Source organism: Pseudomonas sp. MLB6B (assembly GCF_054508135.1).
The window spans coordinates 2,499,494-2,522,843 of the sequence record NZ_CP199313.1; the positions used below are offsets into that span (position 1 = coordinate 2,499,494).

Annotated in this window: 19 protein-coding genes and 3 tRNA genes; 15 read left to right on the forward strand and 7 right to left on the reverse strand. The window is 62.9% G+C overall.

Annotated elements, in window-relative coordinates:
- Positions 1-76: 76 nt before the first annotated feature.
- Both ACSMEV_RS11065 and ACSMEV_RS11070 read right to left on the reverse strand, forming a co-directional pair.
- Positions 77-2,053 (reverse strand): MacB family efflux pump subunit, encoded by a 1,977-nt coding sequence (locus ACSMEV_RS11065; protein WP_459205200.1) that lies wholly within the window; start codon positions 2,051-2,053, stop codon positions 77-79.
- Complete coding sequence (locus ACSMEV_RS11070; protein ID WP_459205201.1) at positions 2,054-3,229, reverse strand: efflux RND transporter periplasmic adaptor subunit; 1,176 nt, start codon at positions 3,227-3,229, stop codon at positions 2,054-2,056.
- A gap of 347 nt (positions 3,230-3,576) precedes the next feature.
- Here ACSMEV_RS11070 and ACSMEV_RS11075 point away from each other — a divergent pair, with 347 nt between their 5' ends.
- On the forward strand, positions 3,577-4,887 hold the full coding sequence (locus ACSMEV_RS11075; protein ID WP_459205202.1) for an MFS transporter: 1,311 nt from the start codon (positions 3,577-3,579) through the stop codon (positions 4,885-4,887).
- Positions 4,888-4,955: 68 nt separating this feature from the next.
- On the opposite strand, the gene ACSMEV_RS11080 is transcribed toward ACSMEV_RS11075, so the two are convergent.
- A complete protein-coding gene (locus ACSMEV_RS11080; RefSeq protein ID WP_459205203.1) occupies positions 4,956-6,620 on the reverse strand; it encodes an electron transfer flavoprotein-ubiquinone oxidoreductase in 1,665 nt (554 codons plus the stop codon).
- A 539-nt stretch (positions 6,621-7,159) separates the two neighbouring features.
- On the opposite strand from ACSMEV_RS11080, the gene ACSMEV_RS11085 reads away from it, so the two are divergent.
- The 5 genes from ACSMEV_RS11085 (at position 7,160) to ACSMEV_RS11105 (ending at position 10,913) form a co-directional block, all read left to right on the forward strand.
- Positions 7,160-7,909, forward strand: a complete 750-nt coding sequence (locus tag ACSMEV_RS11085; protein ID WP_459205204.1) for an electron transfer flavoprotein subunit beta/FixA family protein — start codon at positions 7,160-7,162, stop codon at positions 7,907-7,909.
- A complete protein-coding gene (locus ACSMEV_RS11090) occupies positions 7,909-8,838 on the forward strand; it encodes an electron transfer flavoprotein subunit alpha/FixB family protein (RefSeq protein WP_459205205.1) in 930 nt (309 codons plus the stop codon). The genes ACSMEV_RS11085 and ACSMEV_RS11090 overlap by 1 nt, the downstream gene beginning before the upstream one ends.
- Before the next feature lie 86 nt (positions 8,839-8,924).
- On the forward strand, positions 8,925-9,746 hold the full coding sequence (locus ACSMEV_RS11095; RefSeq protein ID WP_459205206.1) for a substrate-binding periplasmic protein: 822 nt from the start codon (positions 8,925-8,927) through the stop codon (positions 9,744-9,746).
- On the forward strand, positions 9,730-10,110 hold the full coding sequence (locus ACSMEV_RS11100; protein ID WP_459205207.1) for a DUF4398 domain-containing protein: 381 nt from the start codon (positions 9,730-9,732) through the stop codon (positions 10,108-10,110). The genes ACSMEV_RS11095 and ACSMEV_RS11100 overlap by 17 nt, the downstream gene beginning before the upstream one ends.
- Positions 10,107-10,913 (forward strand): OmpA family protein, encoded by an 807-nt coding sequence (locus ACSMEV_RS11105; RefSeq protein ID WP_459205208.1) that lies wholly within the window; start codon positions 10,107-10,109, stop codon positions 10,911-10,913. Before ACSMEV_RS11100 ends, ACSMEV_RS11105 begins: the two co-directional genes overlap by 4 nt.
- Before the next feature lie 65 nt (positions 10,914-10,978).
- Here the strand turns inward: ACSMEV_RS11105 and ACSMEV_RS11110 are convergent, their stop codons facing one another.
- From ACSMEV_RS11110 to folD, 4 genes are all read right to left on the reverse strand, one after another.
- Positions 10,979-11,668, reverse strand: a complete 690-nt coding sequence (locus ACSMEV_RS11110) for a GntR family transcriptional regulator (protein ID WP_459205209.1) — start codon at positions 11,666-11,668, stop codon at positions 10,979-10,981.
- Between the two features lie 15 nt (positions 11,669-11,683).
- On the reverse strand, positions 11,684-12,388 hold the full coding sequence (locus tag ACSMEV_RS11115) for a FadR/GntR family transcriptional regulator (RefSeq protein ID WP_459205210.1): 705 nt from the start codon (positions 12,386-12,388) through the stop codon (positions 11,684-11,686).
- A 76-nt stretch (positions 12,389-12,464) separates the two neighbouring features.
- Positions 12,465-13,766 carry a C4-dicarboxylate transporter DctA gene (locus ACSMEV_RS11120; protein ID WP_459205211.1) on the reverse strand — a complete coding sequence of 434 codons (1,302 nt, stop codon included), beginning with the start codon at positions 13,764-13,766 and terminating at the stop codon, positions 12,465-12,467.
- A 273-nt stretch (positions 13,767-14,039) separates the two neighbouring features.
- On the reverse strand, positions 14,040-14,894 hold the full coding sequence (gene folD, locus ACSMEV_RS11125) for a bifunctional methylenetetrahydrofolate dehydrogenase/methenyltetrahydrofolate cyclohydrolase FolD (RefSeq protein WP_296264082.1): 855 nt from the start codon (positions 14,892-14,894) through the stop codon (positions 14,040-14,042).
- Positions 14,895-15,182: 288 nt separating this feature from the next.
- On the opposite strand from folD, the gene ACSMEV_RS11130 reads away from it, so the two are divergent.
- The 9 genes from ACSMEV_RS11130 (at position 15,183) to lon (ending at position 23,217) form a co-directional block, all read left to right on the forward strand.
- Positions 15,183-15,259, forward strand: a tRNA-Arg gene (locus tag ACSMEV_RS11130).
- 66 nt (positions 15,260-15,325) lie between these two features.
- A tRNA-His gene (locus ACSMEV_RS11135) sits at positions 15,326-15,401 on the forward strand.
- A 57-nt stretch (positions 15,402-15,458) separates the two neighbouring features.
- A tRNA-Leu gene (locus tag ACSMEV_RS11140) sits at positions 15,459-15,543 on the forward strand.
- Positions 15,544-15,941: 398 nt separating this feature from the next.
- Positions 15,942-16,436: a hypothetical protein gene (locus ACSMEV_RS11145; protein ID WP_459205212.1), complete on the forward strand. Its 495-nt coding sequence runs from the start codon at positions 15,942-15,944 to the stop codon at positions 16,434-16,436.
- A 235-nt stretch (positions 16,437-16,671) separates the two neighbouring features.
- On the forward strand, positions 16,672-16,977 hold the full coding sequence (locus ACSMEV_RS11150; RefSeq protein WP_459205213.1) for a DUF6388 family protein: 306 nt from the start codon (positions 16,672-16,674) through the stop codon (positions 16,975-16,977).
- A 250-nt stretch (positions 16,978-17,227) separates the two neighbouring features.
- Entirely contained in the window at positions 17,228-18,538 is a 1,311-nt protein-coding gene (tig, locus tag ACSMEV_RS11155) for a trigger factor (protein ID WP_459205214.1), read from the forward strand.
- A 91-nt stretch (positions 18,539-18,629) separates the two neighbouring features.
- On the forward strand, positions 18,630-19,271 hold the full coding sequence (gene clpP / locus ACSMEV_RS11160) for an ATP-dependent Clp endopeptidase proteolytic subunit ClpP (RefSeq protein WP_459205215.1): 642 nt from the start codon (positions 18,630-18,632) through the stop codon (positions 19,269-19,271).
- Between the two features lie 108 nt (positions 19,272-19,379).
- The gene (gene clpX, locus ACSMEV_RS11165) at positions 19,380-20,663 is read left to right on the forward strand and encodes an ATP-dependent Clp protease ATP-binding subunit ClpX (protein ID WP_296264074.1); all 1,284 of its coding nucleotides are present in this window, start codon (positions 19,380-19,382) and stop codon (positions 20,661-20,663) included.
- A gap of 157 nt (positions 20,664-20,820) precedes the next feature.
- Positions 20,821-23,217 (forward strand): endopeptidase La, encoded by a 2,397-nt coding sequence (gene lon / locus ACSMEV_RS11170; protein ID WP_459205216.1) that lies wholly within the window; start codon positions 20,821-20,823, stop codon positions 23,215-23,217.
- The last annotated feature ends 133 nt before the right edge of the window (positions 23,218-23,350 follow it).

Sequence of the window (23,350 nt, forward strand, 5' to 3'; positions counted from 1 at the left end):
GGTCGAAAGGGTGCAAGGGTCGAGGCTGCGCCATGGGCCGGAGCGGTGGCGCGCGTCGAGGCGCTGCGGATCGCGCTCATTCGCTGGTCAAGGCTTTGACCGGGTCCAGGCGCGCGGCCTGGCGCGCCGGCATGAAGCCGAACACCACGCCGGTGACCACAGCGCAGGCAAAAGCGCCGAGGATGGCGGACACGGCAAAGGCCACGGCGACATCGGCCAGCACCAGCCCGGCGCCGATCAGCAGCGCCAGCGCGATGCCGCTCAAGCCGCCGACCATCGACAGCATCACCGCTTCGCTGAGGAACTGGCGCAGGATGTCGCGCTGCCGCGCGCCGGTGGCCATGCGGATGCCGATCTCGCGGGTGCGTTCGCGCACGGTCATGAGCATGATGTTCATCACCCCGATGCCACCCACCAGCAACGAGATCGCGGCGATGGCGCCGAGCATCAGCGACAGGCTGTTCTGCGTGCGCGCTTCGGCCTGGATCAAGGCGGCATTGTTGGTCAGCTCGTAATCGTGTTTGCCCTGATGGCGTTGGCGCAGCAGATGGTCGATGGCGCCTTCGCTGTCGGCCACCCGGGTCGAATCGGCGGCGGCGATGATCACGTATTCCGGGTCGGGCTTGGCGAACAGGCGGATGGCCGCGGCGGAGTAGGGCACCACGATGCGCTCGTCGCTGTCCTGATCGCCCGAACTCGCGCCCTTGCCGGCCAGAATGCCGACCACCTGGAACGGCACGTTGCCCAGCAGCAGGTACTGGCCGATCGGGTCGCTGCCGGGCGGCAGCAGCTTGTCGCGCACCTTCTGGCCGATCACCGCCACGGCCGCGCCGGCACGTTCGTCGGCCTCGCTGAAGAACGCGCCTTGCACCACCGGCCAGTTGAGGATCTGCGAGAACTGCGTGTTGTTGCCGCCTACGTAAAAGCGCTGGTTGTTGTTGCCGTGGCGCACGTCCAGCTTGCCGCCGATCACCGGCATGGCGCGCTGCACCTGGGGCAACTGGCCGATGGCCTCGACATCGTCGAGGGTGACGATGCCGGCCGCTTCGCGCAGGGTGGCGTGCTTGCCATTGAGGTAGAGGATGTTCGAGCCGAAGGCGGCCATCTGCGCCATGACCTGGCGCTTGCTGCCTTCGCCGATGGCCAGCATGACCACCACCGAGGCCACGCCGATGACGATACCGAGCAGGGTCAGCGCGGTGCGGAAACGGTTGATCCACATCACCCGCCAGGCCGCGCGCAGCGATTCGACCAGCTCGCCTTTCCACGCGCCGCGCTGGACCGCGCCGCGGTCCAGGCGCTGGCGCAGGTCGTCGGCCTGCAGGTGCTCGGTCGCTGCAGGAGGCTCGCCGGGCGCGGCGAGCTTGCGGCCCGAATCGCTGACCACCTGGCCGTCGCGCACCTCGACGATACGCTGCGCGCGCGCCGCCACGTCGCGGTCGTGGGTGATGAGAACGATCACGTGGCCCTGGCTGGCCAGCTCGTCGAGCAGGGCCATCACCTGCGCGCCGCTGTGGCTGTCGAGCGCGCCGGTGGGTTCGTCGGCGAGGATGATGTGGCCGCCGTTCATCAGGGCGCGGGCGATCGACACCCGCTGTTGCTGGCCGCCCGAGAGTTGGTGCGGGCGGTTGCCGGTGCGGCTGGCCAGGCCCAGGCGTTCCAGCAGCGCGGCGGCGCGGGCATGGCGCACGTCGGCGGCAAGACCGGCATAGATCGCCGGCATCTCGACGTTTTCCTGGGCCGAGCCGGAGGGGATCAGGTGGTAGCCCTGGAACACGAAACCGAAGGCTTCGCGGCGCAGCCAGGCCAGCTCATCGACGTTCAGCTCGGCCACGTCCTTGCCGGCGAAGTGGTAGCTGCCCGAGGTGGGCCGGTCGAGGCAGCCGAGCACGTTCATCAGGGTCGACTTGCCCGAGCCGGAGCTGCCGACGATGGCGACGAATTCGCCGGGGTGGATGCTCAGGCTGACGCCTCGCAATACCTCGACTTCGGGGGCGTCGACGCCGCCGTAGACCTTGCGGATATCACGCAGCTCGATCAGAGGCAGGCTCATTCAACCTCCACTGGCGGTGCTGCCGATCACCAGGCGCTCACCCTCGCGCAGGCCGTCGAGCACCTGGGTGCGCAGCCGATCGCTCAGGCCCACGCGCACTTCGCGCCGCTCCAGCGTGCCGTCGTCGCGCAGTACCTGGGCCAGGCGCAGGTGTTCGTCGTCGGTGCTGTCCAGTGCCGCGGACGGCGCAGTCAGCACCTGTCGGGCCTGGCCGGCGACGAAGAACACCTGGGTGGTCATCTCGGCCATCAGCGCGCCGTCGGGGTTGTCGACGTCGAGCAACACGGTGTACTGCACCACCTGGCTGCCGGTAGTGCCCGAGCCGATGCTGGCCGGGCTGCCGCCACCCTGGCTGGTCTGTTCGAGCGGGCGCGGCGGGATCGGCAGGATCTGCCGCACGGTGCTGGTCCAACGGCGCTTGCCGCCGGCCAGGGTGGTGAAGTAGGCGCTCATGCCGGCCTTGACCTGGCCGATGTCGGCTTCGGACACCTGCGCCCACACGGTCATCGGCGACAGCCGGGCGATGCGCAGGATCAGCGGCGTCTGCTGCTGGGCGTTGAGGGTCTGGCCCAGGCGCGCATCGAGGGCGACCACGGTGCCGTCCATGGGCGCGTAGATGCGCGTGTAGCCGAGTTCGGCCTGGTCGCTGCGCAGGCTGGCTTCGGCCTGGCGGATCTGGGCCTGGAACTTGTCGATCCGCGCCTGGGTGATCTTGAGCTGGGCCTGGGCCGCCTGCACGTCTTCGGCGCGGGTGGCACCGGTGCGGGCCAGGTCCTGCTGGCGCCGGAACTGCTGCTGGGCGAGTTCGAACTGGGCGCGCTGTTCGGCCAGTTCGGCCTTGAGGTTGTCGATGGAAAAGCGCCCGGCATCGACCCGCGCCTGCTGCGTGGACGGGTCGAGCTCGACCAGCAGTTGGCCCTTGTGCACCACATCGCCGACTTCCACCGCCAAGGTGCGGATCTGCCCCGAGGCCTGGGCGCCGACGTCCACGTAGCGCCGCGGCTGCAAGGTGCCGAGCGCGGTCACGCTGCTTTCGATGTCGCCACGGGTCACCGCCACGCTGTTGGGAACCGGCTGCCCCAGCGGCAGCTTGGCCCAGGCGGCCAGGCAGGCCAGAGCCAGCAGGCCGGTGGCGGCCAGCAACAGCGTACGACGGGGGGTGGAGGAGCGTTTCATGGGGGGGCATCCAACCGAGGGCCGAAGACGCGCGCCGTGGAGTGGCGCGCGCGAGTCCCCCATTGAACGAAGTGATGCAGGGGAGATTTAGCAGGGGGGAGGGCAGGGATCCAGGGCTGATGGGCCGGCATGGCCCCCTGAAAACCTGGGGTTCGAAATCGCTGCATCGAGCGATTGGCGTTGAGTGGCGCCTGCCTGGGCGATCTCGCCCGAACGGACCCGGCTGATGCCTGCTCCCACAGACTCCGATCGGCCCGCACGACTGACGACCGTCGAGGGCACCGGCGGCCACCTCGGCCAAGGCTTTTGCTATCCTGCGGCGCTTGTCGAACCGCGGAACCTGCCCCATGCCTGCCACTGCTCCCGCCCGTGCGGCGCTCTTGAACCGCAGCGATCACCGCACCTTAGGCTTGGCGGCCTTGGGTGGCGCGCTGGAGATCTACGACTTCATCATCTTCGTGTTCTTTGCCCTGACCCTCAGCCAGCTGTTCTTCCCGCCGGACATGCCCGAATGGCTGCGCCTGCTGCAAAGCTTCGGCATCTTCGTCACCGGCTACCTGGCACGACCCCTGGGCGGCATCCTGATGGCGCACTTCGCCGACCATCTCGGGCGCAAGCGCATGTTCAACCTGAGCATCCTGCTGATGGCCTTGCCGTGCCTGCTGATCGGGTTGCTGCCGACCTACGCCGACATCGGCTATGCCGCGCCTCTGCTGCTGCTCGCTCTGCGCGTGCTGCAAGGCGCCGCCGTGGGCGGCGAGGTACCCAGCGCCTGGACCTTCGTCGCCGAGCATGCCCCAGCGCGGCGGCGCGGCTACGCCTTGGGCTTCCTCCAGGCCGGGCTGACCTTCGGCTATCTGCTGGGAGCGCTGGTGGCCACGCTGCTGGCCAGGCTCTACAGCCCGGAGCAGATTCTCGACCATGCCTGGCGCTACCCCTTCCTGCTCGGCGGGCTGTTCGGCGTGCTGGGGTTGTGGTTGCGCCGCTGGCTGAGCGAGACCCCGGTGTTTCTCGCCATGCGCGCGCGCGATGCTGCGCCTGTGGCCTTTCCGCTGCGCCAGGTGCTGAGCGAGCACCGCCGGGCGTTGATCCCCGCCGCGCTACTGACCTGTGTGCTGACCTCGGCGGTGGTGGTGCTGGTGGTGGTCACGCCTACGGTGATGCAGAAGAGCTTCGCCATCGGCGCGGGCGAGACCTTTGCCCTGAGCAGCGTCGGTATCGTCTTCCTGAACCTCGGCTGCGTACTAGCCGGCCTGCTGGTGGACCGCATCGGTGCCTGGCGCGCGCTGGCGATCTACAGCCTGTTGCTGCCGCTGGGCATCGGCGGCTTGTATGCGAGCCTGGTGGGGCAGTGGGGGCCGCTGTGGCTGGCCTATGCGTTGGCGGGATTGTCGTGCGGGGTGGTGGGGGTGGTGCCGTCGGTGATGGTCGGCCTGTTCCCGACCGCGATCCGTGTGTCCGGCATTTCCTTCACCTACAACCTCAGCTACGCGCTGTGGGCCAGCACCACGCCGCTTGCGTTGATCGCCCTGATGCCGTGGAGCCCATGGGTCGGTGTGGGGTTCTGTGCGGTGATGGGGGCGGTAGGGGTGGCGACGGCGCTGTACTTCGCCGAGCGCCAGCCACTGCGCTTCGCCACGGACTGCGCCTCGGCCTGAAGCGGGGCGGACGCCAGATACGAAAAACCCCTGACCGAAAGGCAGGGGTTTTTTGATTGCAAGGCGGGTTACATGTTCGGGTAGGTCGGCCCACCGGCCCCTTCGGGCGTCACCCAGGTGATGTTCTGCGCCGGGTCCTTGATGTCGCAGGTCTTGCAGTGCACGCAGTTCTGCGCGTTGATCTGGAAGCGCTTGCTGCCGTCTTCCTGGGTCACCACTTCGTACACCCCGGCCGGGCAATAGCGCTGTGCGGGTTCGTCGTACAGCGGCAGGTTGCTGGCGATGGGGATGTTCGGGTCGGTCAACTTGAGGTGGCAGGGCTGCTCTTCCTCGTGGTTGGTGCCGGAGATGAACACCGAGCTGAGCTTGTCGAAGCTGAGCTTGCCGTCAGGCTTGGGGTAGTCGATTTTCTTCGATTCGGCGGCGAGCTTCAGGCAGGCGTAGTCCGGCTTGGTGTCGCGCAGGGTGAAGGGCAGCTTGCCGGCGAACCAGTTCTGCTCGACGTAGTTGAAGGCGGCGCCGAACAGCGGGCCGAACTTGTGCATGGCCGGGCCGAAGTTGCGGCTGGCGTACAGCTCGTCGTAGAGCCAGCTGGCCTTGAACGACTCGACGTAACCGGTGAGCGCATCGCCGCCTTCACTGCCGGCGAGCAGCGCTTGGGCCACCGCGTCGGCGGCGAGCATGCCCGATTTCATCGCCGTGTGGCTGCCCTTGATCTTGGCCACGTTCATGGTGCCCAGGTCGCAGCCGATCAGCGCGCCACCGGCGAAGACCATCTTGGGCAGCGAGTTCAGGCCGCCTTTGGCCAGCGCACGTGCGCCGTAGCTGATGCGCTTGCCGCCTTCGAGGTACTGGCTGATGACCGGGTGGTGCTTGAGCCGCTGGAACTCGTCGAACGGCGAAAGGTAGGGGTTGGCGTAGGAAAGGTCGACGATCAGGCCGACCACCACCTGGTTGTTTTCCAGGTGATACAGGAACGAGCCACCGGTGTTGTCGTTGGCCACCACGTTCAGCGGCCAGCCGGCAGTGTGCAGCACCAGGCCTTGCTGATGCTTGCTCGGGTCGATTTCCCAGATTTCCTTGAGGCCGATGCCGTAATGCTGGACGTCGGATTCGCTGGCCAGGTCGAAGCGCTTGATCAGCTGCTTGCCGATGTGGCCGCGGCAGCCTTCGGCGAACAGCGTGTACTTGGCGCGCAGCTCCATGCCGGGGGTATAGAGCCCGTCCTTGGGTTGACCTTCGCGGTCGACCCCCAGGTCGCCGGTGACGATGCCGCGCACCACGCCGCTGTCGTCGATCAGCGCTTCCTGGGCGGCGAAGCCGGGGTAGATCTCCACGCCCAGGTTCTCGGCCTGCTGCGCCAGCCAGCGGCACAGGTTGCCCAGGGAAATGATGTAGTTGCCCTGGTTGTGCATGGTCTTGGGCACGAACAGATCGGGCACCTTGATGGCGCTTTCGGCGTCTTTGAGCACGTAGATGTCGTCGCGCTTGACGGCGGTGTTGAGCGGCGCCCCCAGGGCCTGCCAGTCGGGGAACAGCTCTTCGAGCGCCCGCGGTTCGAAGACCGCGCCGGAGAGAATGTGGGCACCGACCTCGGAGCCTTTCTCGACCACGCAGACGCTGATTTCGCTACCGGTTTCGGCGGCCTTCTGCTTCAGGCGGCAGGCGGCGGACAGCCCCGCCGGGCCAGCGCCGACGATGACGACGTCGAATTCCATGTATTCGCGTTCCACTGTTCTCTCCTACTCATCAAGGCATTTCGCGGGGCTTGTCGGGTATCGATGCAATCGACCGCAGCTATCTTGGCTGTAGCTTCTGGAATGACTGACTACATCGTTTTGTCGTGGCCGGCATTATATCTACACCACCTCGGCGGTCCAATACAAACGTTTGTTTGAATTTGCCGCAGCCCTGTAAATACCTAGGGGCAGGGCTGGAAACTGGCCGATTTGGCGTATTGACCGAAGGGGGTGTTGCAGTCAAGATACGAGCGCTTTTACGCTCGCCACGGGCTGTCCGTCGGGCGCAGGAGCACCTCTAAAAACCCGGCGCCAGGCAGGGTTTTCCGGCCATCGAGCGTGTTGTAGTGAAGTCTACACGCCACCACCGAAAATGACCCGCGGGTTTTGTCCCGCCGTTGCACGCACGCTGACCGCGTCACGCTTGATTTCGCTGGCGCCGAAACGTTTTTCAGAGGTGCCCTTGTACCCACGCGCATTCGCCGGGCCGGTCCCGAGCGACATTCTTTTCACCGGAGAGTAACGAGGAATCCATGAAGGTTCTTGTAGCTGTCAAACGAGTGGTCGACTACAACGTCAAGGTTCGCGTCAAGGCGGACAACTCCGGCGTCGACCTTGCAAACGTCAAGATGTCCATGAACCCCTTCTGCGAAATCGCCGTGGAAGAAGCCGTGCGTCTGAAAGAGAAAGGCGTGGTCACCGAGATCGTCGCCGTCGCCGTAGGCCCGACTGCAGCCCAGGAGCAGTTGCGCACCGCGCTGGCGCTGGGCGCCGACCGCGCCATCCTGGTCGAGGTGGCCGACGAGCTGAACTCGCTGGCCGTGGCCAAGACGCTCAAGGCCATCGTCGACAAGGAACAGCCCCAGCTGGTGATCCTCGGCAAGCAAGCCATCGACAGCGACAACAACCAGACCGGTCAGATGCTGGCCGCGTTGACTGGCTTCGCTCAGGGCACCTTCGCCTCCAAGGTGGAAGTGCAGGGCGACAAGCTCAACGTCATCCGTGAGATCGACGGCGGCCTGCAGACCGTTTCCCTGAGCCTGCCTGCCGTGGTCACCACCGACCTGCGCCTGAACGAGCCGCGCTACGCGTCGCTGCCCAACATCATGAAGGCCAAGAAGAAGCCGCTGGAAACCCTCACTCCGGATGCGCTGGGCGTCGCCATCACTTCCACCACCAAGACCGTCAAGGTCGAGGCCCCGGCGGCCCGCGGCGCCGGCATCATGGTCAAGTCGGTGGCCGAACTGGTCGAGAAACTGAAGAACGAGGCGAAGGTAATCTAATGACTATCCTGGTTATCGCTGAACATGAAGCCGGCGTCATCGCCCCGGCGACCCTGAACACCCTCGCTGCGGCCGGCAAGATCGGCGGCGACGTGCACCTGCTGGTGGCTGGCGAAAACGTTGGCACCCTCGCCGAAGCGGCTGCCAAGATCGCCGGCGTCGGCAAGGTGCTGGTGGCCGACAACGCCGCCTACGCCCACGCCCTGCCGGAAAACGTCGCGCCGCTGATCGTCGAACTGGCGGCCAATTACAGCCACGTGCTGGCCCCGGCCACCACCAACGGCAAGAACATCCTGCCGCGGGTCGCTGCGCTGCTGGACGTCGACCAGATCTCCGAGATCATCGCGGTGGAATCGGCCGACACCTTCAAGCGTCCGATCTACGCCGGCAACGCCATCGCCACCGTGCAGTCCACGGCGTCGGTCAAGGTCATCACCGTGCGCACCACTGGTTTCGACCCGGTCGCCAGCGAAGGCGGTTCGGCGGGCGTCGAAGCCATCTCGGCGGCGCACGATGCCGGCAAGTCGTCGTTCGTCAGCGAAGAGCTGGCCAAGTCCGACCGCCCCGAGCTGACGGCTGCCAAGATCGTCATTTCCGGCGGTCGCGGCCTGCAGAACGGCGACAACTTCAAGCACCTGTACAGCCTGGCCGACAAGCTCGGCGCAGCGGTCGGCGCTTCGCGTGCGGCCGTCGACGCGGGTTATGTGCCCAACGACATGCAGGTCGGCCAGACCGGCAAGATCGTCGCGCCACAGTTGTACATCGCCGTAGGCATCTCCGGTGCCATCCAGCACCTGGCCGGCATGAAAGACTCCAAGGTGATCGTCGCGATCAACAAGGACGAAGAGGCGCCGATCTTCCAGGTCGCTGACTATGGCCTGGCTGCGGACCTGTTCGAAGCGCTGCCCGAGTTGGAAAAGCTGGTCTGATCCAGCCGCTTCCCTTATAAAGAAGCCCGGCCCTCACCTTGAGGGCCGGGCTTTTTTTGGGACTTTTTCCGGTTCAGGAGCGGTGCATGGCGGTAAGGAGCAGGGTGAAGGGCAGCCTTCTGGCATTGATGATGTGCGCCCCTGTGGCGCTGGCCGCAGGCAAGTGCGAACGCCTGGTCGCGACCGGCAGCCCCGACGCACCGCCTTACTCCTGGCAAGACCCGGCTGACCCGCAGCACCTGATCGGCGCCAACGTCGACCTGTTGCGCCAAGCGGCCAAGGCACTCGGCATCAGCGTGCAGGTGCTGCATGCGGGCCGGCGCGAGCAGGCGCTGGAAGAAGTGCGCAGCGGCCGCATGGACCTGCTGCTCGATGCGCCGCTGCAAGTCGAACAGCTCACGGCCCTGGACTACGTGCATCCGCCCCTGCAACTGAACGAATACCGGGTCTGGACCCGTACCGATGCCGACCTCGTGTACGAAGGCGTGGCGGACTTGGCCCACTATCAGGGCAGCGTCTCGGCCAAGGCGCGCCTGACGCCGGCCTTCGAGGCCTTCGCCAAGGCCAATTTGAAACTCGCCCCTTCGCAGAACCTCACTCAGGCTTTCCAGAAGCTGGTGTTGGGCCAGGTCGACTACGTGCTGGCCGGCCACTACGCGGGCATGGCCATGGCCCAGAGCCTGGGCGTGGGTAACGACATCGAGGCCCGTGGACTGCCCGTGGACCGGCCAGGGCTTTACGTGGCGCTGTCACACAATTCGGCCTGTAATGAGCCGTGGTTGCGCGGACAGCTGGCGAAAAAACTGACAGAATTGCCCATTTCCGGCGTCTCCGAAACCGTGCTGCAACGCAATGTCGAACGTTGGAAGACGCAGATGCAGCCCATGCCGGATGCCCCCAAACCGTAGGAACCGTCGTTTGAGAATTTCCACCTTGACCTTCGCCGTGGCCGTGCTCGGCCTAGGCGGTTGCGCCAGCGATCCGGCGCCCATCGAACAGCTGCGCTTGTCCGAACAAGCGCTGGAACAGGCCAAAGCGGTCGGCGCCAGCGACGAAGTCGTCGAGTTCACCCTTGCTCAGGACAAGCTCGAAAGGGCCCGTGGCAACATGCTGGCACAACAGTTTCGCGACGCGCGTCTGCGCGCCGAGCAGGCCGAGCTCGACGCACGCCTGGCCGAAGCGCGCGTGCTGACGCAAAAGAGCGAAGCGCAACTGGCCACCGTGCAGACTCGCGTCGACCGACTGCGCAAGCAGCTGGCGGTGCAGCCATGAGCCGCGCACAGGCGATGTTGCTGGCGGTAGTGGCCGCCGCAGGCTTGCAGGGTTGCGTCAGCCAGCGCAGCGAACAGGCCTTGAGCGAGGCTTCGGCCACCTTCCAGGCGGTCAAGGACGATGCCGACGTACTGCGCAGCGCACCGCGCGACGTGATCCGCGCCGGAGAATCCCTGGGTCGGGCCGAGCGCTTGTCGAGCTATATCGGCACTGGCAGCGACGTGCGCCATTACGCCTATCTCAGCCAGCGCTACAGTGAAATCGCCCGCGAACACAGCCGTCTGGCGCTGAACCAGGAACGCCTGGCCAAGCTCGACCTGGAGCGTCAGCGGCTGCAACTGGCGCTGCGCGAAGCCAAGCTCGACAGCGTGCAGCAGCAGGGTAAATGGCTGGAAACGCAGATCGCCGCGATGGCCTCCGAGCAGGATGGCCGTGGTTTGGTCATGACCTTGAGCGACGTGCTGTTCGACACCGGCCGTGCGGAACTGAAGAACGCCGCCAGCCGTACCGTGCTCAAGCTGGTGCAGTTCCTGCAACTCAACCCGCGCCGCGTGGTGCGCATCGAGGGCTATACCGACAGCACCGGCCCGAGCGAGGACAACCTGGCGCTGTCGCGCGATCGCGCCCAGGCGGTGGCCGACATGCTGGTCGACCTCGGGGTCGACGAGCGACGCATCGAAGTGCAGGGTTATGGCGACCAGTACCCGGTCGAGGCCAATGCCTCCGAGCGCGGTCGTGCTCAGAACCGGCGGGTGGAAATCGTCTTTTCCGATGCCAAGGGCAACCTCGCTCCGGCGCGCTGAACGCCAACCCTCCCATGCCTCGGTCGCTACCGCATGCTTGCGGTACGGTGGCGACGAGGCACCGCTCAATGCCGCCGTTCGAGATCGAGCTTGTTTTCCAGCCGGTCCAGGTGCAGGTGCATCAACTCCAGCGCAGCCTCCGCATCGCCACGCTCGATGGTGTCGATGAGTGCGGCATGTTCTGCCCAGGCGCAGTGGTCGCAGCACGGTGATTCGTAGCGGGCGATGATCAACGAAGTCATGGGCACCAGTCCGTTGAGAAAGCGCGCCAGAGGCGCGTTGTCGGCCATCTGCGCCAACTTCAGGTGAAATTCGCCGCCCAGGCGAATGGCTGCGCAGCGTTCGCCGCGCTCGTGGTGCTGGCGTTCGCGCGCCACCAACTGGCGCAGTTGGCGGATCTGCGCCGGCTTGGCGCGTTGGGTGGCCAGGCCGATCAGCGTGGTTTCGGCCAGCCGCCTGGCGCTGAGCACCTGTTGCGCCTGCTGCGGATCGGGCGCGGCCAAGTGCGCCGTGTGACTGGGGCGCTGCACGATCACCTGCTGGTCGGACAGCCGACCCAAGACACGGCGGATCACCGTACGGCTGACACCGAAGGCATTGCTCAAGGCCTGCTCGGGCAGCAGGCTGCCCGCTGGCAGGCGTTGCTCGAGAATGGCATCGAACAGGCGTGGGTAGATCTGCTCGGCAGACAACCGTTTCTCATTGCCCAGCAGCAGGGTAGGCAGGCGGGGGGCGGCGTGGGCACCGGCGGGCATGGTCGCTCTCCAAGGTCAGGGGGACGGGGTGTCGTCCGGTATGTTCAGTTCGATGCCCATGCGCTGGCCTTCCTGGAGGATGTGTCGACGCATCTGGGCACTGGCCTGGGCGCTGTTCTTTTCGCGGATGGCGCGCACCACCGCTTCGTTCTCGGTCAGCCGCGCGGCCAAGTGTTCGGGCGATTTGCGCAACATGTCGGCGCTTTGTTTGAGGGCGTTGCTGGTCTGCTGCACCACGCTCTGGAAGATCGGGTTGGTGGTCAATGCGAACAGGGCCTGGTGAAACGCGATGTAGGCCGAAACGCAGGCTTCGCTGTCTTGGGCGTCCAGCGCTTCGCGCATGTCCATCAGGGTCAGGCGCAACTGGCCAATGTCCTGGCTGTTGGCCGATTGTGCCACCAGCCCGACGATGAACGGCTCGAGGGTGTAGCGCAGTTGCAGTACATCGGCCAGGCTCGCAGCGGCGACGTGTTCGCCCGCCTGGCTCAGCACGTCGGCATCGACGTCCAGCACCAGCACGCCTTTGCCCGGCAATGAGCGCAACAGGCCCAGGGTTTCGAGCACCGTCACCGCTTCGCGCAGGCTCGGCCGGCTGATGCCCAGTTGCTCGGCCAGTTCGCGCTGGCCAGGCAGCATTTCGCCACGGCGCCATTGGCCACGGGCCAGGGCCTGACGCAGTTTTTCCACTACAGCATTGACCACGGTCGATGAGCTGATCACAGGTGGCTCTCCGGGTGTGGGTGCATCTTGGCTCCTCGCACGCCGGCGCTTGACGCCGGCGGCTTTGTCGGTCGTGCTATTGATGTGCGGTACCTGGCTTGCGGGCCGCCAGCGCGAACCCGGGTTTGCCGGCGAGCACGTTGTTGGCGCGCTCCAGGTCGATGTCTTTCTCCCAGCGGGCGATGGCGACGGTGGCCACGCAGTTGCCGATCAGGTTGGTCAGCGCGCGGCCGATACCCATGAACCAGTCCACCGCCAGCACCAGCACCAGGCCCACCACCGGAATCGCCGGGACGGCGGTGAGGGTGGCGGCGAGAATCACCAGGGCCGAGCCTGGGATGCCATGGGCGCCCTTTGAGGTCACCAACGATACCAGCAGGATGGTCAGCAGGTCGGCCATGGCCAGCGGCGTGCCGGTGGCGTTGGCGATGAATACGATCGCCAGGGTCAGGTAGATCGAGAAACCATCGAGGTTGAACGAGTAACCGGTGGGGATGACCAGGCCCACGGTGGAGCTGCCGATGCCCAGGTGCTCGAGTTTACGCATGATCTGTGGCAGCACGGCATCGGACGAGGCGGTGCCGAGCACGATGGTCAGCTCTTCGCGCAGGTACTTGATCAGCGGAATCAGCTTGAGCCCCGACACGCGCATCACCGTGCCCAGGACGATCAGCACGAAGCCCGCGCAGGTCAGGTAGAACAGGGCCACCAGGCCACCCAGGTGCTGCAGCGATTCCAGACCGTATTTGCTGGTGGTGAAGGCGATGGCGCCGAACACGCCGATCGGCGCCAGGCGCACGATCATGCCCATGATGCGGAACACCACATGGCTGAGTTCGTTGATCAGGCGGGAAATGCCTGCGGCCGGCTCGCCGACCAGGTTCAGGGCGCTGCCGAACAGTACCGAGAACAGCAGCACTTGCAGGATGTTGTTGTCGGCGAAGGCGCCCACTACCGATGTGGGGATCAGGTCCATGAGGAAGGCGGCGGTGCCATGGATATGTTGCCCGCGCTCGGCCAGGCCGTTGGCGTCGGCGCTGGACAGTTGGTCCAGATGAATGTTGGCGCCGGTGCCGATGCCGCTGGTGAAGGCGAACACCAGGCCGATGATCAGCGCCAGGGTGGTCAGCACTTCGAAATAGATCACCGATTTCAGGCCGATCCGGCCGACTTTCTTCAGATCGCCCGCGCCGGAAATGCCGCTGACCACCACGCAGAAGACGATAACGCCGATCAACATCTTGATCAGCTTGATGAAGCCATCGCCCAGGGGTTTGAGTTGCAGGGAAACTTCGGGGAAGCTGAGGCCGCAGATCACGCCAAGGGCGAGGCCTAGCACGACTTGCAGGAAGATCGAGCGCGAGCACCATTTGAGCATGGGGGAAGTCTCTTGGTCGGTGTCCTTGCCTCAGGGGCGTGAAGGGCCAATGAGCGCGGACTTAATTATTGTGGTCTTACCGGTTTGTCCAGTGCGCGCCCACTCTACGCCCGATTTTTTCTGCTTTGCAAGGTGTTTCAGTGTCACCGGTCTGACCAGTTGAGGCGTCTGTTTTGGTCGATGGCTCTAGCAAAAGGGCTGGAGCGCTTTTGCCAAGACGAAAAAAAACGGCAGGCCCTAGGGCGCTGCCGTTCTTCAAGGTGCGGCTACCGCTTACTTGTGCAGCTCTTCGGCGGCGAACAGCGTGTTCTCCAGCAGGCAGGCGCGGGTCATGGGGCCTACACCACCCGGTACCGGGGTGATCCAGCCGGCGCGGGGCAGGGCAGTTTCGTACACCACATCGCCCACCAGGCGGCCGTCTTCCTGCCGGTTGATGCCGACGTCGATGACGATGGCACCGGGTTTGATCCATTCGCCCTTGACCAGGCCTGCTTTGCCTGCGGCCACCACCAGCAGATCGGCGCGGCCGACATGGCCTGGCAGGTCCTGGGTGAAACGGTGGCAAACGGTGATGGTGCAACCGGCCAACAACAATTCCATGGCCATGGGTCGGCCGACGATATTGGATGCCCCGACGATCACGGCATTCATGCCGTACAGGTTCTGACCGGTGCTTTCCAGCAGGGTCATGATGCCCTTGGGAGTGCATGGGCGCAGCAGGGGAATGCGCTGCGCCAGACGACCGACGTTGTAGGGGTGGAAGCCGTCGACGTCTTTGTCCGGACGAATGCGCTCGAGCAGTACCGAAGCATCCAAATGGGCCGGCAGCGGCAGCTGCAGCAGGATGCCGTCAATGCTGGCGTCATCGTTGAGGCGGTCGATCAGCGCGGTGAGGTCCTGCTGGTTCGTGCTGCCCGGCAAGTCGAACGCCTGGGAGATGAAGCCAACCTCTTCGCAGTCCTTGCGCTTGTGCGAGACATAGACTTGGGAGGCGGGGTCGGAGCCGACCAGGATCACCGCCAGGCCTGGCGTGCGCAGGCCCTGCTGGCGGCGCTCAACGACACGTTGGGCGATCTGCTTGCGCAAGTTGGCGGCGATCGCCTTGCCATCGATAAGGTGTGCAGTCATAGACGCGTGTTTAACCATCAAAGGAGAACATATGAGGGGCGGCATTCTCGCACGACACAAGGCAGCGGCAAAAGGCGCGTGGTCGGGCAAATGCCCTAAGCCCTTAAATAGGCTAAATTTTTTTTGAAAAAACAGTTGACGACTTTCGGGTGCGTCTATAACATTCGTCGCACTTGTCGGGCAGAGCCTAGCACTGGTTAGCAAGGTCAGGCAGAATAAGCGGATTTGTTGGCTTGTTCGGTACGGCTAAAGTTGATTTGCAATCCTACCAGAAAGCAGATTGAATATGCGCCCGTAGCTCAGCTGGATAGAGCATCCGCCTTCTAAGCGGATGGTCGCAGGTTCGAGTCCTGCCGGGTGCGCCACTAAGGCAGCTTTGGCAAGCAAGTGAAGTTCAATGCAGTAAGGTTTCAGCGTAACACCGCAATATGGTGGGCGTAGCTCAGTTGGTAGAGCGCCGGATTGTGATTCCGGTTGTCGTGGGTTCGATTCCCATCGTCCACCCCATATTCTTCGAAGGCGCCTCGATTGCATAATCCGGCGCCTTTGTTATACCTGTTGCATGCGGACGTGGTGAAATTGGTAGACACACTGGATTTAGGTTCCAGCGGCGCAAGCTGTAAGAGTTCGAGTCTCTTCGTCCGCACCATCTTTTGAATCAAGGGGTTATGAGTCGCCTCAATGGCGCTCCTCCTTGATTTTCTGCGTTGTTTTGCAAGCGAAACGTGACACTGGTGTTCACGGGCCTGCTTTGCCTCTTTAATGCGCGTCCTCTAGCTTTCCATCCCTAGTGCATCCATCGCGCCGTTATGGTCACGATCGGGTGCTCGCGCAAGCGCCTGGCTTTATTTCCTCAGAAAGCGCAATTCAGGTACTGCTCACGTGCAGCGTGCCTGTGCCATAAAGCGTGCATCGTGAAGTCGTCGATTTCTGCTTTGTCATATGCTCAGTTGCGTGCTGCCCGATCTGTAGCGAGCGACCTGAGCGCCGGTTCGCTTACGATGAGGCATCAGGGTTGGTCGATAGGGCCTAAATAAGGAGCTTGTCTTGAGAAAAGCATTGCTGGTCGTCGCGTCGCTCTTCGTTGCCTCCTCGGCATGCGCTGAAATCCTGACCCCGGAACCCTCGAGAGCGTGCGTGCTGCTAGAGGACGTAGGTTTGAAAGCTGGCGAGTGGGGGGATGAGAACGGCGATGGCTCGTCGGGCTGTGCCAGTGCATACCAAGACATCGGTAATGCTGCGGCGGGCATGGCGAATCAACTGGCGTACTACGCTGCCGGCCCAGGCGACGCTGTGATCGAGGTATGGCTGGCCATGGATTACAACCAACCCACCGATGCATCATCCGGCACGGCGGCACTTGTGGCGGCTGCGCAAAAGCTGGCACAGCGTGCGCTTGGCGCCAGCCTTTCGGACGCCGCTGCGGCGTTGATCGAAGGCGGGCAGCCTGGGATCGAGCGCGTAGGGAGGGGCTCGGTAGAGGTGGTTCGCGAAGATTGGCCGAATGACCAGGGCTATCAAGTCAACGTCGTAATGCGTTAGACGGGCCGTGGCCAGTGCGCAGTCTGCCGTAAAAGATTGTGGCGCCGACTGCTGGTCGTGCATACCTTGCGCAGGCTGTTTCGTCGCCTCCTTCTTTCTATATAGAAAGAGCGGCTCGTCAGCCCTTGAATTCCCGCAAATCCACCCCATCTTCCTCGGCTAACAAGCTGCGCTCGTTCCTTTATCTATGAGTTCGACGCACAGCGCGCCCATCTCACTGGCAGAGGAACGCTCCATGATTGCCAAGGAAGACCGTCAGACCGTAGCGCTGCAGCGCTTCGCCGAAGCCAATCCGCAATTGCTCGAAGAGATCGCTGCCCTGGATGCGCGCGAGCAGGCCCAGCAAATTCAGTGGGCGTTCGAGGATGAAGCCCAGGCCCAGGGCCTGCAAGCCTGGGAGTTGGCGTTGCAATTGGTCGCCGATTCGCCCGAAGCATTGGCCGGCATGCGCCTGGAAACCCATCAGGAAGTGGCCGAGGCGCTAGGTCTGGAGTGGGAAGAATACTGCCATTTCAACGAGCTCGACCCCGTCGCTCCCTGAAGATTGAGAGTGCTCGCCACTTGGTGAACGGTATGCGTATTCATGTGCAGGTGCGGAGCCACAGCGCGCCGCATGCTGAGGTTTAGGTGGGCCTGACGCCGGAGCGTCAGGCCTTTGTCGAGAAAACATTCGGCGCTTGTTTCCGTCGTCTGGAGTGGGGTGACTTCTAGCGCATGAGTCACTAGAATGTTCGCCCTTGATTCTGGAGTCGGGCTATCGCCGGCTAACGTCTGTGCAACGAGGAATATCCATGCAAGTTTCTGTTGAAAACACTTCTGCTCTCGAGCGCCGCATGACCATCGCCGTTCCGGCCGAGCGCGTCGAGAACGAAGTCAACAAGCGTCTGCAACAGACTGCCAAGCGCGCCAAGGTCCCAGGCTTCCGCCCTGGCAAAGTGCCAATGAGCGTCATCCGTCAGCGCTACGAAGGCTCCGCCCGCGAAGAGGCTTTCGGTCAGTTGGTCCAGTCGGCCTTCTACGAAGCCCTTACCGAGCAGAAGTTGAACCCTGCTGGCGCGCCTTCGGTAGAGCCGAAGTCGTTCGAAAAGGGCGGTAACCTCGAGTTCGTCGCTACGTTCGAAGTCTACCCAGAGTTCAACGTGGCCGGTCTGGAGTCGATCAGCGTCGAGCGCCTGAGCGCCGAAGTGGCTGACGCCGACCTGGACAACATGCTGGAAGTGCTGCGCAAGCAGAACGTGCGTTTCGAAGCGGTCGAGCGCGAAGCGCAGAACGACGACCAAGTCACCATCGACTTCGTCGGCAAGATCGACGGTGAAGAATTCCAGGGCGGTTCGGCCAAAGGCACTCAGCTGGTGCTGGGCTCGGGCCGTATGATCCCAGGCTTCGAAGACGGCCTGGTAGGCGCCAAAGCCGGTGAAGAGCGCGTCGTCAACGTGACCTTCCCAGAGGACTACCAGAACCTCGAGCTGGCCAACAAGGCTGCCGAGTTCACCATCACCGTCAATGCCGTGGCTGCACCGCAACTGCCTGAACTGAACGAAGCGTTCTTCGCTCAGTTCGGCATCAAGGAATCGTCGCTGGAAGGTTTCCGCACCGAAGTTCGCAAGAACATGGAGCGCGAACTGCGTCAGGCGATCAAGGCCAAGGTCAAAACCCAGGTCATGGACGGTCTGCTGGCCGCCAACCCGATCGAAGTGCCGAAGGCGCTGCTGGAAGATGAAGTCAACCGTCTGCGCGTGCAAGCGGTTCAGCAGTTCGGTGGCAACATCAAGCCAGACCAACTGCCGGCCGAGCTGTTCGAAGAGCAAGCCAAGCGCCGCGTGGCACTGGGTTTGATCATCGCCGAAGTGGTCAAGCAGTTCGACCTCAAGCCGGACGCCGCCAAAGTCAGCGAAATGATCGAAGAGATGGCCTCGGCCTACCAAGAGCCTGAGCAAGTCATCGCTTGGTACAACAAGAACGAGCAGCAGATGAACGAAGTGCGCTCGGTTGTGCTGGAAGAGCAAGTTGTAGATACTGTCCTGCAGAAAGCGACTGTGACCGACAAGTCGGTCTCGTACGAAGAGGCGGTAAAGCCAGCGCAGGCACCTGCGGCTGAGTAATACGGCAAGTTCGTAAGAAACCTCCACAAGCCAGCCTTCGCGCTGGCTTGTGCGTATTCAAGCCATGACTATTTGGGAGTGAGTGCAGGACATGTCCCGCAATTCTTATATTCAGCAGAGCTCTGACATCCAAGCCGCCGGTGGCTTGGTCCCGATGGTTATCGAGCAGTCCGCCCGTGGCGAGCGTGCCTATGACATCTACTCGCGCCTTTTGAAGGAGCGGGTGATCTTCCTGGTAGGTCCCGTCGAGGACTACATGGCCAATCTGGTCGTGGCGCAAATGCTGTTCCTCGAAGCGGAAAATCCTGACAAGGATATCCATCTCTACATCAACTCGCCGGGCGGCTCGGTAACGGCAGGCATGTCGATCTACGACACCATGCAGTTCGTCAAGCCCGACGTGTCCACCATCTGCATGGGGCAGGCCTGCAGCATGGGCGCCTTCCTGTTGGCCGCTGGTGCCAAGGGCAAGCGTCACTGCCTGCCGAACTCGCGTGTCATGATCCACCAGCCACTGGGCGGTTTCCAGGGGCAGGCGACCGACATCGAGATCCATGCTCAGGAAATCCTCAGCATCAAGGCGCGCCTGAACGAGTTGCTGGCCTACCACACCGGCCAAGACCTCGAAACCATCAAGCGCGATACCGAGCGTGACAACTTCATGAGCGCCTCGCGCGCTGCCGAGTACGGCCTGGTCGACTCGGTGTACGACAAGCGGCAACTGGTTTCCTGATCGTAGGGCCAGAGCAGGCAGGCGCCCCATGCGCCTGCCTGTGGACTTGAAAAAGACCGCAATTGCCTTCATCTTGTGTTGCAAGCCTACCCGGATTGGATCGATCGAATGACTGACACCCGTAACGGCGAGGACAGCGGCAAATTGCTCTATTGCTCCTTCTGCGGCAAAAGCCAGCACGAAGTGCGCAAATTGATTGCCGGGCCCTCGGTATTTATCTGCGACGAGTGCGTCGACCTGTGCAACGACATCATCCGCGAGGAGGTGCAAGAAGCCCAGGCCGAGAGCAGCGCGCACAAACTGCCTTCGCCGAAAGAAATCAGCGGCATTCTTGACCAGTACGTCATCGGTCAGGAACGTGCCAAGAAGGTGCTTGCCGTAGCGGTGTACAACCACTACAAGCGCCTGAATCAGCGCGACAAGAAGGGCGACGAGGTCGAACTCGGCAAAAGCAACATCCTGCTGATCGGGCCAACCGGCTCCGGCAAGACCCTGCTCGCCGAAACGCTCGCGCGCCTGCTGAACGTGCCGTTCACCATCGCCGACGCCACCACCCTGACCGAAGCCGGTTATGTGGGTGAGGACGTCGAGAACATTATTCAAAAGTTATTGCAGAAGTGCGATTACGATGTCGAAAAAGCCCAGATGGGCATCGTCTACATCGACGAGATCGACAAGATCTCGCGCAAATCTGATAACCCATCCATCACCCGTGATGTCTCGGGCGAGGGCGTGCAGCAGGCGCTGTTGAAGTTGATCGAAGGCACCGTGGCTTCGGTACCACCGCAAGGTGGCCGCAAGCACCCGCAGCAGGAATTCTTGCAGGTCGACACGCGCAACATCCTGTTCATCTGTGGTGGTGCGTTCTCGGGCCTTGAAAAAGTCATCCAGAATCGTTCGACCAAAGGTGGCATCGGCTTCGGTGCTCAGGTGCGCAGCAAGGAAGAAGGCAAGAAGGTTGGCGAATCCCTGCGTGAAGTCGAACCGGACGATCTCGTCAAGTTTGGCCTGATCCCCGAATTCGTAGGCCGTCTGCCCGTGCTGGCTACCCTCGACGAGCTCGACGAGGCGGCGCTGGTGCAGATTCTCACCGAGCCGAAGAACGCCCTCACCAAGCAGTATGCCAAGCTGTTCGAGATGGAAAGCGTCGACCTCGAGTTCCGCAGCGATGCGCTCAAGGCCGTGGCTCACAAGGCCCTGGAGCGCAAGACCGGTGCCCGCGGTCTGCGTTCAATCCTCGAAGGCATCCTGCTCGATACCATGTACGACATTCCTTCGCAGAAGGACGTCAGCAAGGTGGTCATCGACGAAAGCGTCATCGAAGGCAGCTCCAAGCCGTTGTTGATCTACGAGAACAACGAGCCGCAAGCTAAGGCCGCACCCGACGCTTGAGTCGAGTGCGAGTCGAATGCGACACCGGAAGGGGCCTTAGGGCCCCTTTCTGCATTTACTGGCGCGAACGCTTGTAATTTTGCGGACCTACCCCCACATTAGCCCCAAGCACTATTTCCACGGTTTCCGGCCACTGGGCCGCTGTAGAGGCGAAATCATGAAGACCACCCTCGACTTGCCTCTTTTGCCATTGCGCGATGTCGTCGTATACCCGCACATGGTCATCCCGCTGTTTGTGGGGCGCGAAAAGTCCATCGAAGCCCTCGAGGCGGCGATGGCGGGCGAAAAGCAGATCCTCCTGCTAGCCCAGAAAAATCCTGCTGACGACGATCCTGGCGAAGACGCGCTATACCGCGTCGGCACCGTCGCTACCGTATTGCAGTTGCTCAAGTTGCCCGACGGTACCGTCAAGGTGTTGGTCGAAGGGGAACAGCGCGGCGCGGTAGAACACTTCGCCGAAGTCGATGGGCACATCCGTGCCGAAGTCACCCTGATCGATGAAGTCGACGCCGCCGAGCGCGAGTCGGAAGTGTTCGTGCGCACGCTGTTGTCGCAGTTCGAGCAATACGTGCAGCTGGGCAAAAAAGTCCCGGCCGAGGTGTTGTCCTCGCTCAACAGCATCGATGAGCCGGGCCGTCTGGTCGATACCATGGCCGCCCATATGGCGCTGAAGATCGAGCAGAAGCAGGAAATTCTCGAAATCATCGATCTACCCGAGCGTGTCGAGCACGTGTTGGCACTGCTCGACGGCGAGATAGATCTGTTGCAGGTCGAAAAGCGCATCCGCGGTCGCGTCAAGAAGCAGATGGAACGCAGCCAGCGCGAGTACTACCTGAACGAGCAGATGAAGGCCATCCAGAAGGAACTCGGCGATGGCGACGAAGGGCACAACGAGGTCGAAGAGCTGAAAAAGCGCATCGAAGCGGCAGGCTTGCCCAAAGATGCCTTGACCAAGGCTCAGGCCGAGCTGAACAAGCTCAAACAGATGTCGCCGATGTCGGCCGAGGCTACCGTGGTGCGCTCGTACCTCGATTGGCTGGTGCAAGTGCCTTGGCAAGCTCAGAGCAAAGTGCGTCTGGACTTGAGCAAGGCCGAGGAAATCCTCGATGCCGACCACTACGGCCTTGAAGAGGTCAAGGAACGCATCCTCGAATACCTCGCCGTGCAGAAGCGCGTGAAGAAGATTCGCGGCCCTGTGCTGTGCCTGGTCGGGCCGCCAGGTGTGGGCAAGACTTCCCTGGCCGAGTCCATCGCCGCTGCGACCAATCGCAAGTTCGTGCGTATGGCGCTGGGTGGCGTGCGCGACGAGGCTGAGATCCGCGGCCATCGCCGTACCTACATTGGCTCGATGCCAGGCCGCCTGATCCAGAAAATGACCAAGGTGGGCGTACGTAACCCGCTGTTCTTGCTCGACGAAATCGACAAGATGGGCAGCGACATGCGTGGCGATCCGGCGTCGGCGCTGCTCGAAGTGCTCGATCCCGAGCAGAACCACAACTTCAACGACCATTACCTGGAAGTCGATTACGACCTGTCCGACGTGATGTTCCTCTGCACGTCCAACTCGATGAACATCCCGCCAGCGCTGCTGGACCGGATGGAGATCATCCGTCTGCCGGGCTACACCGAAGACGAAAAGATCAACATCGCGGTCAAGTACCTGACGGTCAAGCAGATCAAGGCCAACGGCCTGAAGAAGACCGAGCTGGAAATCGACGTCAGCGCCATCCGCGACATCATCCGCTACTACACTCGCGAAGCTGGTGTGCGTGGGCTGGAGCGGCAGATCGCCAAGGTCTGCCGCAAGGTGGTCAAGGAGCATGCCGGACAGAAGCAGTTCCACGTCAAGGTCACGGGCGAGCAGCTTGAGCATCTCTTGGGTGTACGCAAATTCCGTTATGGCCTGGCCGAGCAGCAAGATCAGATCGGTCAAGTGACGGGTCTGGCCTGGACTCAGGTCGGGGGCGAGCTGCTGACCATCGAGTCGGTGGTGATTCCAGGCAAAGGGCAGTTGATCAAGACTGGCTCGCTGGGCGATGTCATGGTCGAATCGATTACCGCCGCGCAGACCGTGGTGCGCAGCAGGGCGCGCAGTCTGGGCATTCCCGCCGACTTCCATGAAAAGCACGACGTGCACATCCACATGCCCGAGGGCGCCACGCCCAAGGACGGTCCAAGCGCCGGTATCGGCATGTGCACGGCGCTGGTGTCGGCGCTGACGCAGATTCCAGTGCGTGCCGATGTGGCCATGACGGGTGAAATCACCCTGCGCGGCCAGGTGCTTGCCATCGGTGGTTTGAAAGAGAAACTGCTGGCCGCGCATCGTGGGGGGATCAAGACCGTCATCATTCCAGAGGAAAATGTCCGCGATTTGAAAGAGATTCCTGAAAATATCAAACAGGATCTGCACATCAAACCGGTCAAATGGATTGACGAAGTGCTGCAAATTGCGCTGCAATACGCGCCCGAGCCCTTGCCAGACGTGGCTCCGGAGCCTGTCGCCAAAGATGAGAAGCGCGACAGCGATGCCAAGGAAAGAATTAGCACGCACTAGTACGTACTTCCCTGGGTGGCCTTTCTTGACAATTTTTTCGGGGCCTTGCTATAAAGCGCCTCGCGAGTGTCACCAGGCCACCCAGTGCTCGTTTATGTAAGCTTTGTTACATACTTAGAAACAAACTCAATTA

Excerpts from the sequence above, each read along its gene's own strand:
- ACSMEV_RS11095 (WP_459205206.1), top strand. The coding sequence starts at position 8,925 with ATGGCGGTAAGGAGCAGGGTGAAGGGCAGCCTTCTGGCATTGATGATG.
- ACSMEV_RS11120 (WP_459205211.1), bottom strand. The coding sequence starts at position 13,766 with ATGCTCAAATGGTGCTCGCGCTCGATCTTCCTGCAAGTCGTGCTAGGC.
- ACSMEV_RS11105 (WP_459205208.1), top strand. The coding sequence starts at position 10,107 with ATGAGCCGCGCACAGGCGATGTTGCTGGCGGTAGTGGCCGCCGCAGGC.
- clpX (WP_296264074.1), top strand. The coding sequence starts at position 19,380 with ATGACTGACACCCGTAACGGCGAGGACAGCGGCAAATTGCTCTATTGC.
- clpP (WP_459205215.1), top strand. The coding sequence starts at position 18,630 with ATGTCCCGCAATTCTTATATTCAGCAGAGCTCTGACATCCAAGCCGCC.
- ACSMEV_RS11085 (WP_459205204.1), top strand. The coding sequence starts at position 7,160 with ATGAAGGTTCTTGTAGCTGTCAAACGAGTGGTCGACTACAACGTCAAG.
- ACSMEV_RS11065 (WP_459205200.1), bottom strand. The coding sequence starts at position 2,053 with ATGAGCCTGCCTCTGATCGAGCTGCGTGATATCCGCAAGGTCTACGGC.
- ACSMEV_RS11110 (WP_459205209.1), bottom strand. The coding sequence starts at position 11,668 with ATGCCCGCCGGTGCCCACGCCGCCCCCCGCCTGCCTACCCTGCTGCTG.
- ACSMEV_RS11075 (WP_459205202.1), top strand. The coding sequence starts at position 3,577 with ATGCCTGCCACTGCTCCCGCCCGTGCGGCGCTCTTGAACCGCAGCGAT.
- ACSMEV_RS11100 (WP_459205207.1), top strand. The coding sequence starts at position 9,730 with ATGCCCCCAAACCGTAGGAACCGTCGTTTGAGAATTTCCACCTTGACC.
- lon (WP_459205216.1), top strand. The coding sequence starts at position 20,821 with ATGAAGACCACCCTCGACTTGCCTCTTTTGCCATTGCGCGATGTCGTC.
- ACSMEV_RS11070 (WP_459205201.1), bottom strand. The coding sequence starts at position 3,229 with ATGAAACGCTCCTCCACCCCCCGTCGTACGCTGTTGCTGGCCGCCACC.
- folD (WP_296264082.1), bottom strand. The coding sequence starts at position 14,894 with ATGACTGCACACCTTATCGATGGCAAGGCGATCGCCGCCAACTTGCGC.
- tig (WP_459205214.1), top strand. The coding sequence starts at position 17,228 with ATGCAAGTTTCTGTTGAAAACACTTCTGCTCTCGAGCGCCGCATGACC.
- ACSMEV_RS11150 (WP_459205213.1), top strand. The coding sequence starts at position 16,672 with ATGATTGCCAAGGAAGACCGTCAGACCGTAGCGCTGCAGCGCTTCGCC.
- ACSMEV_RS11090 (WP_459205205.1), top strand. The coding sequence starts at position 7,909 with ATGACTATCCTGGTTATCGCTGAACATGAAGCCGGCGTCATCGCCCCG.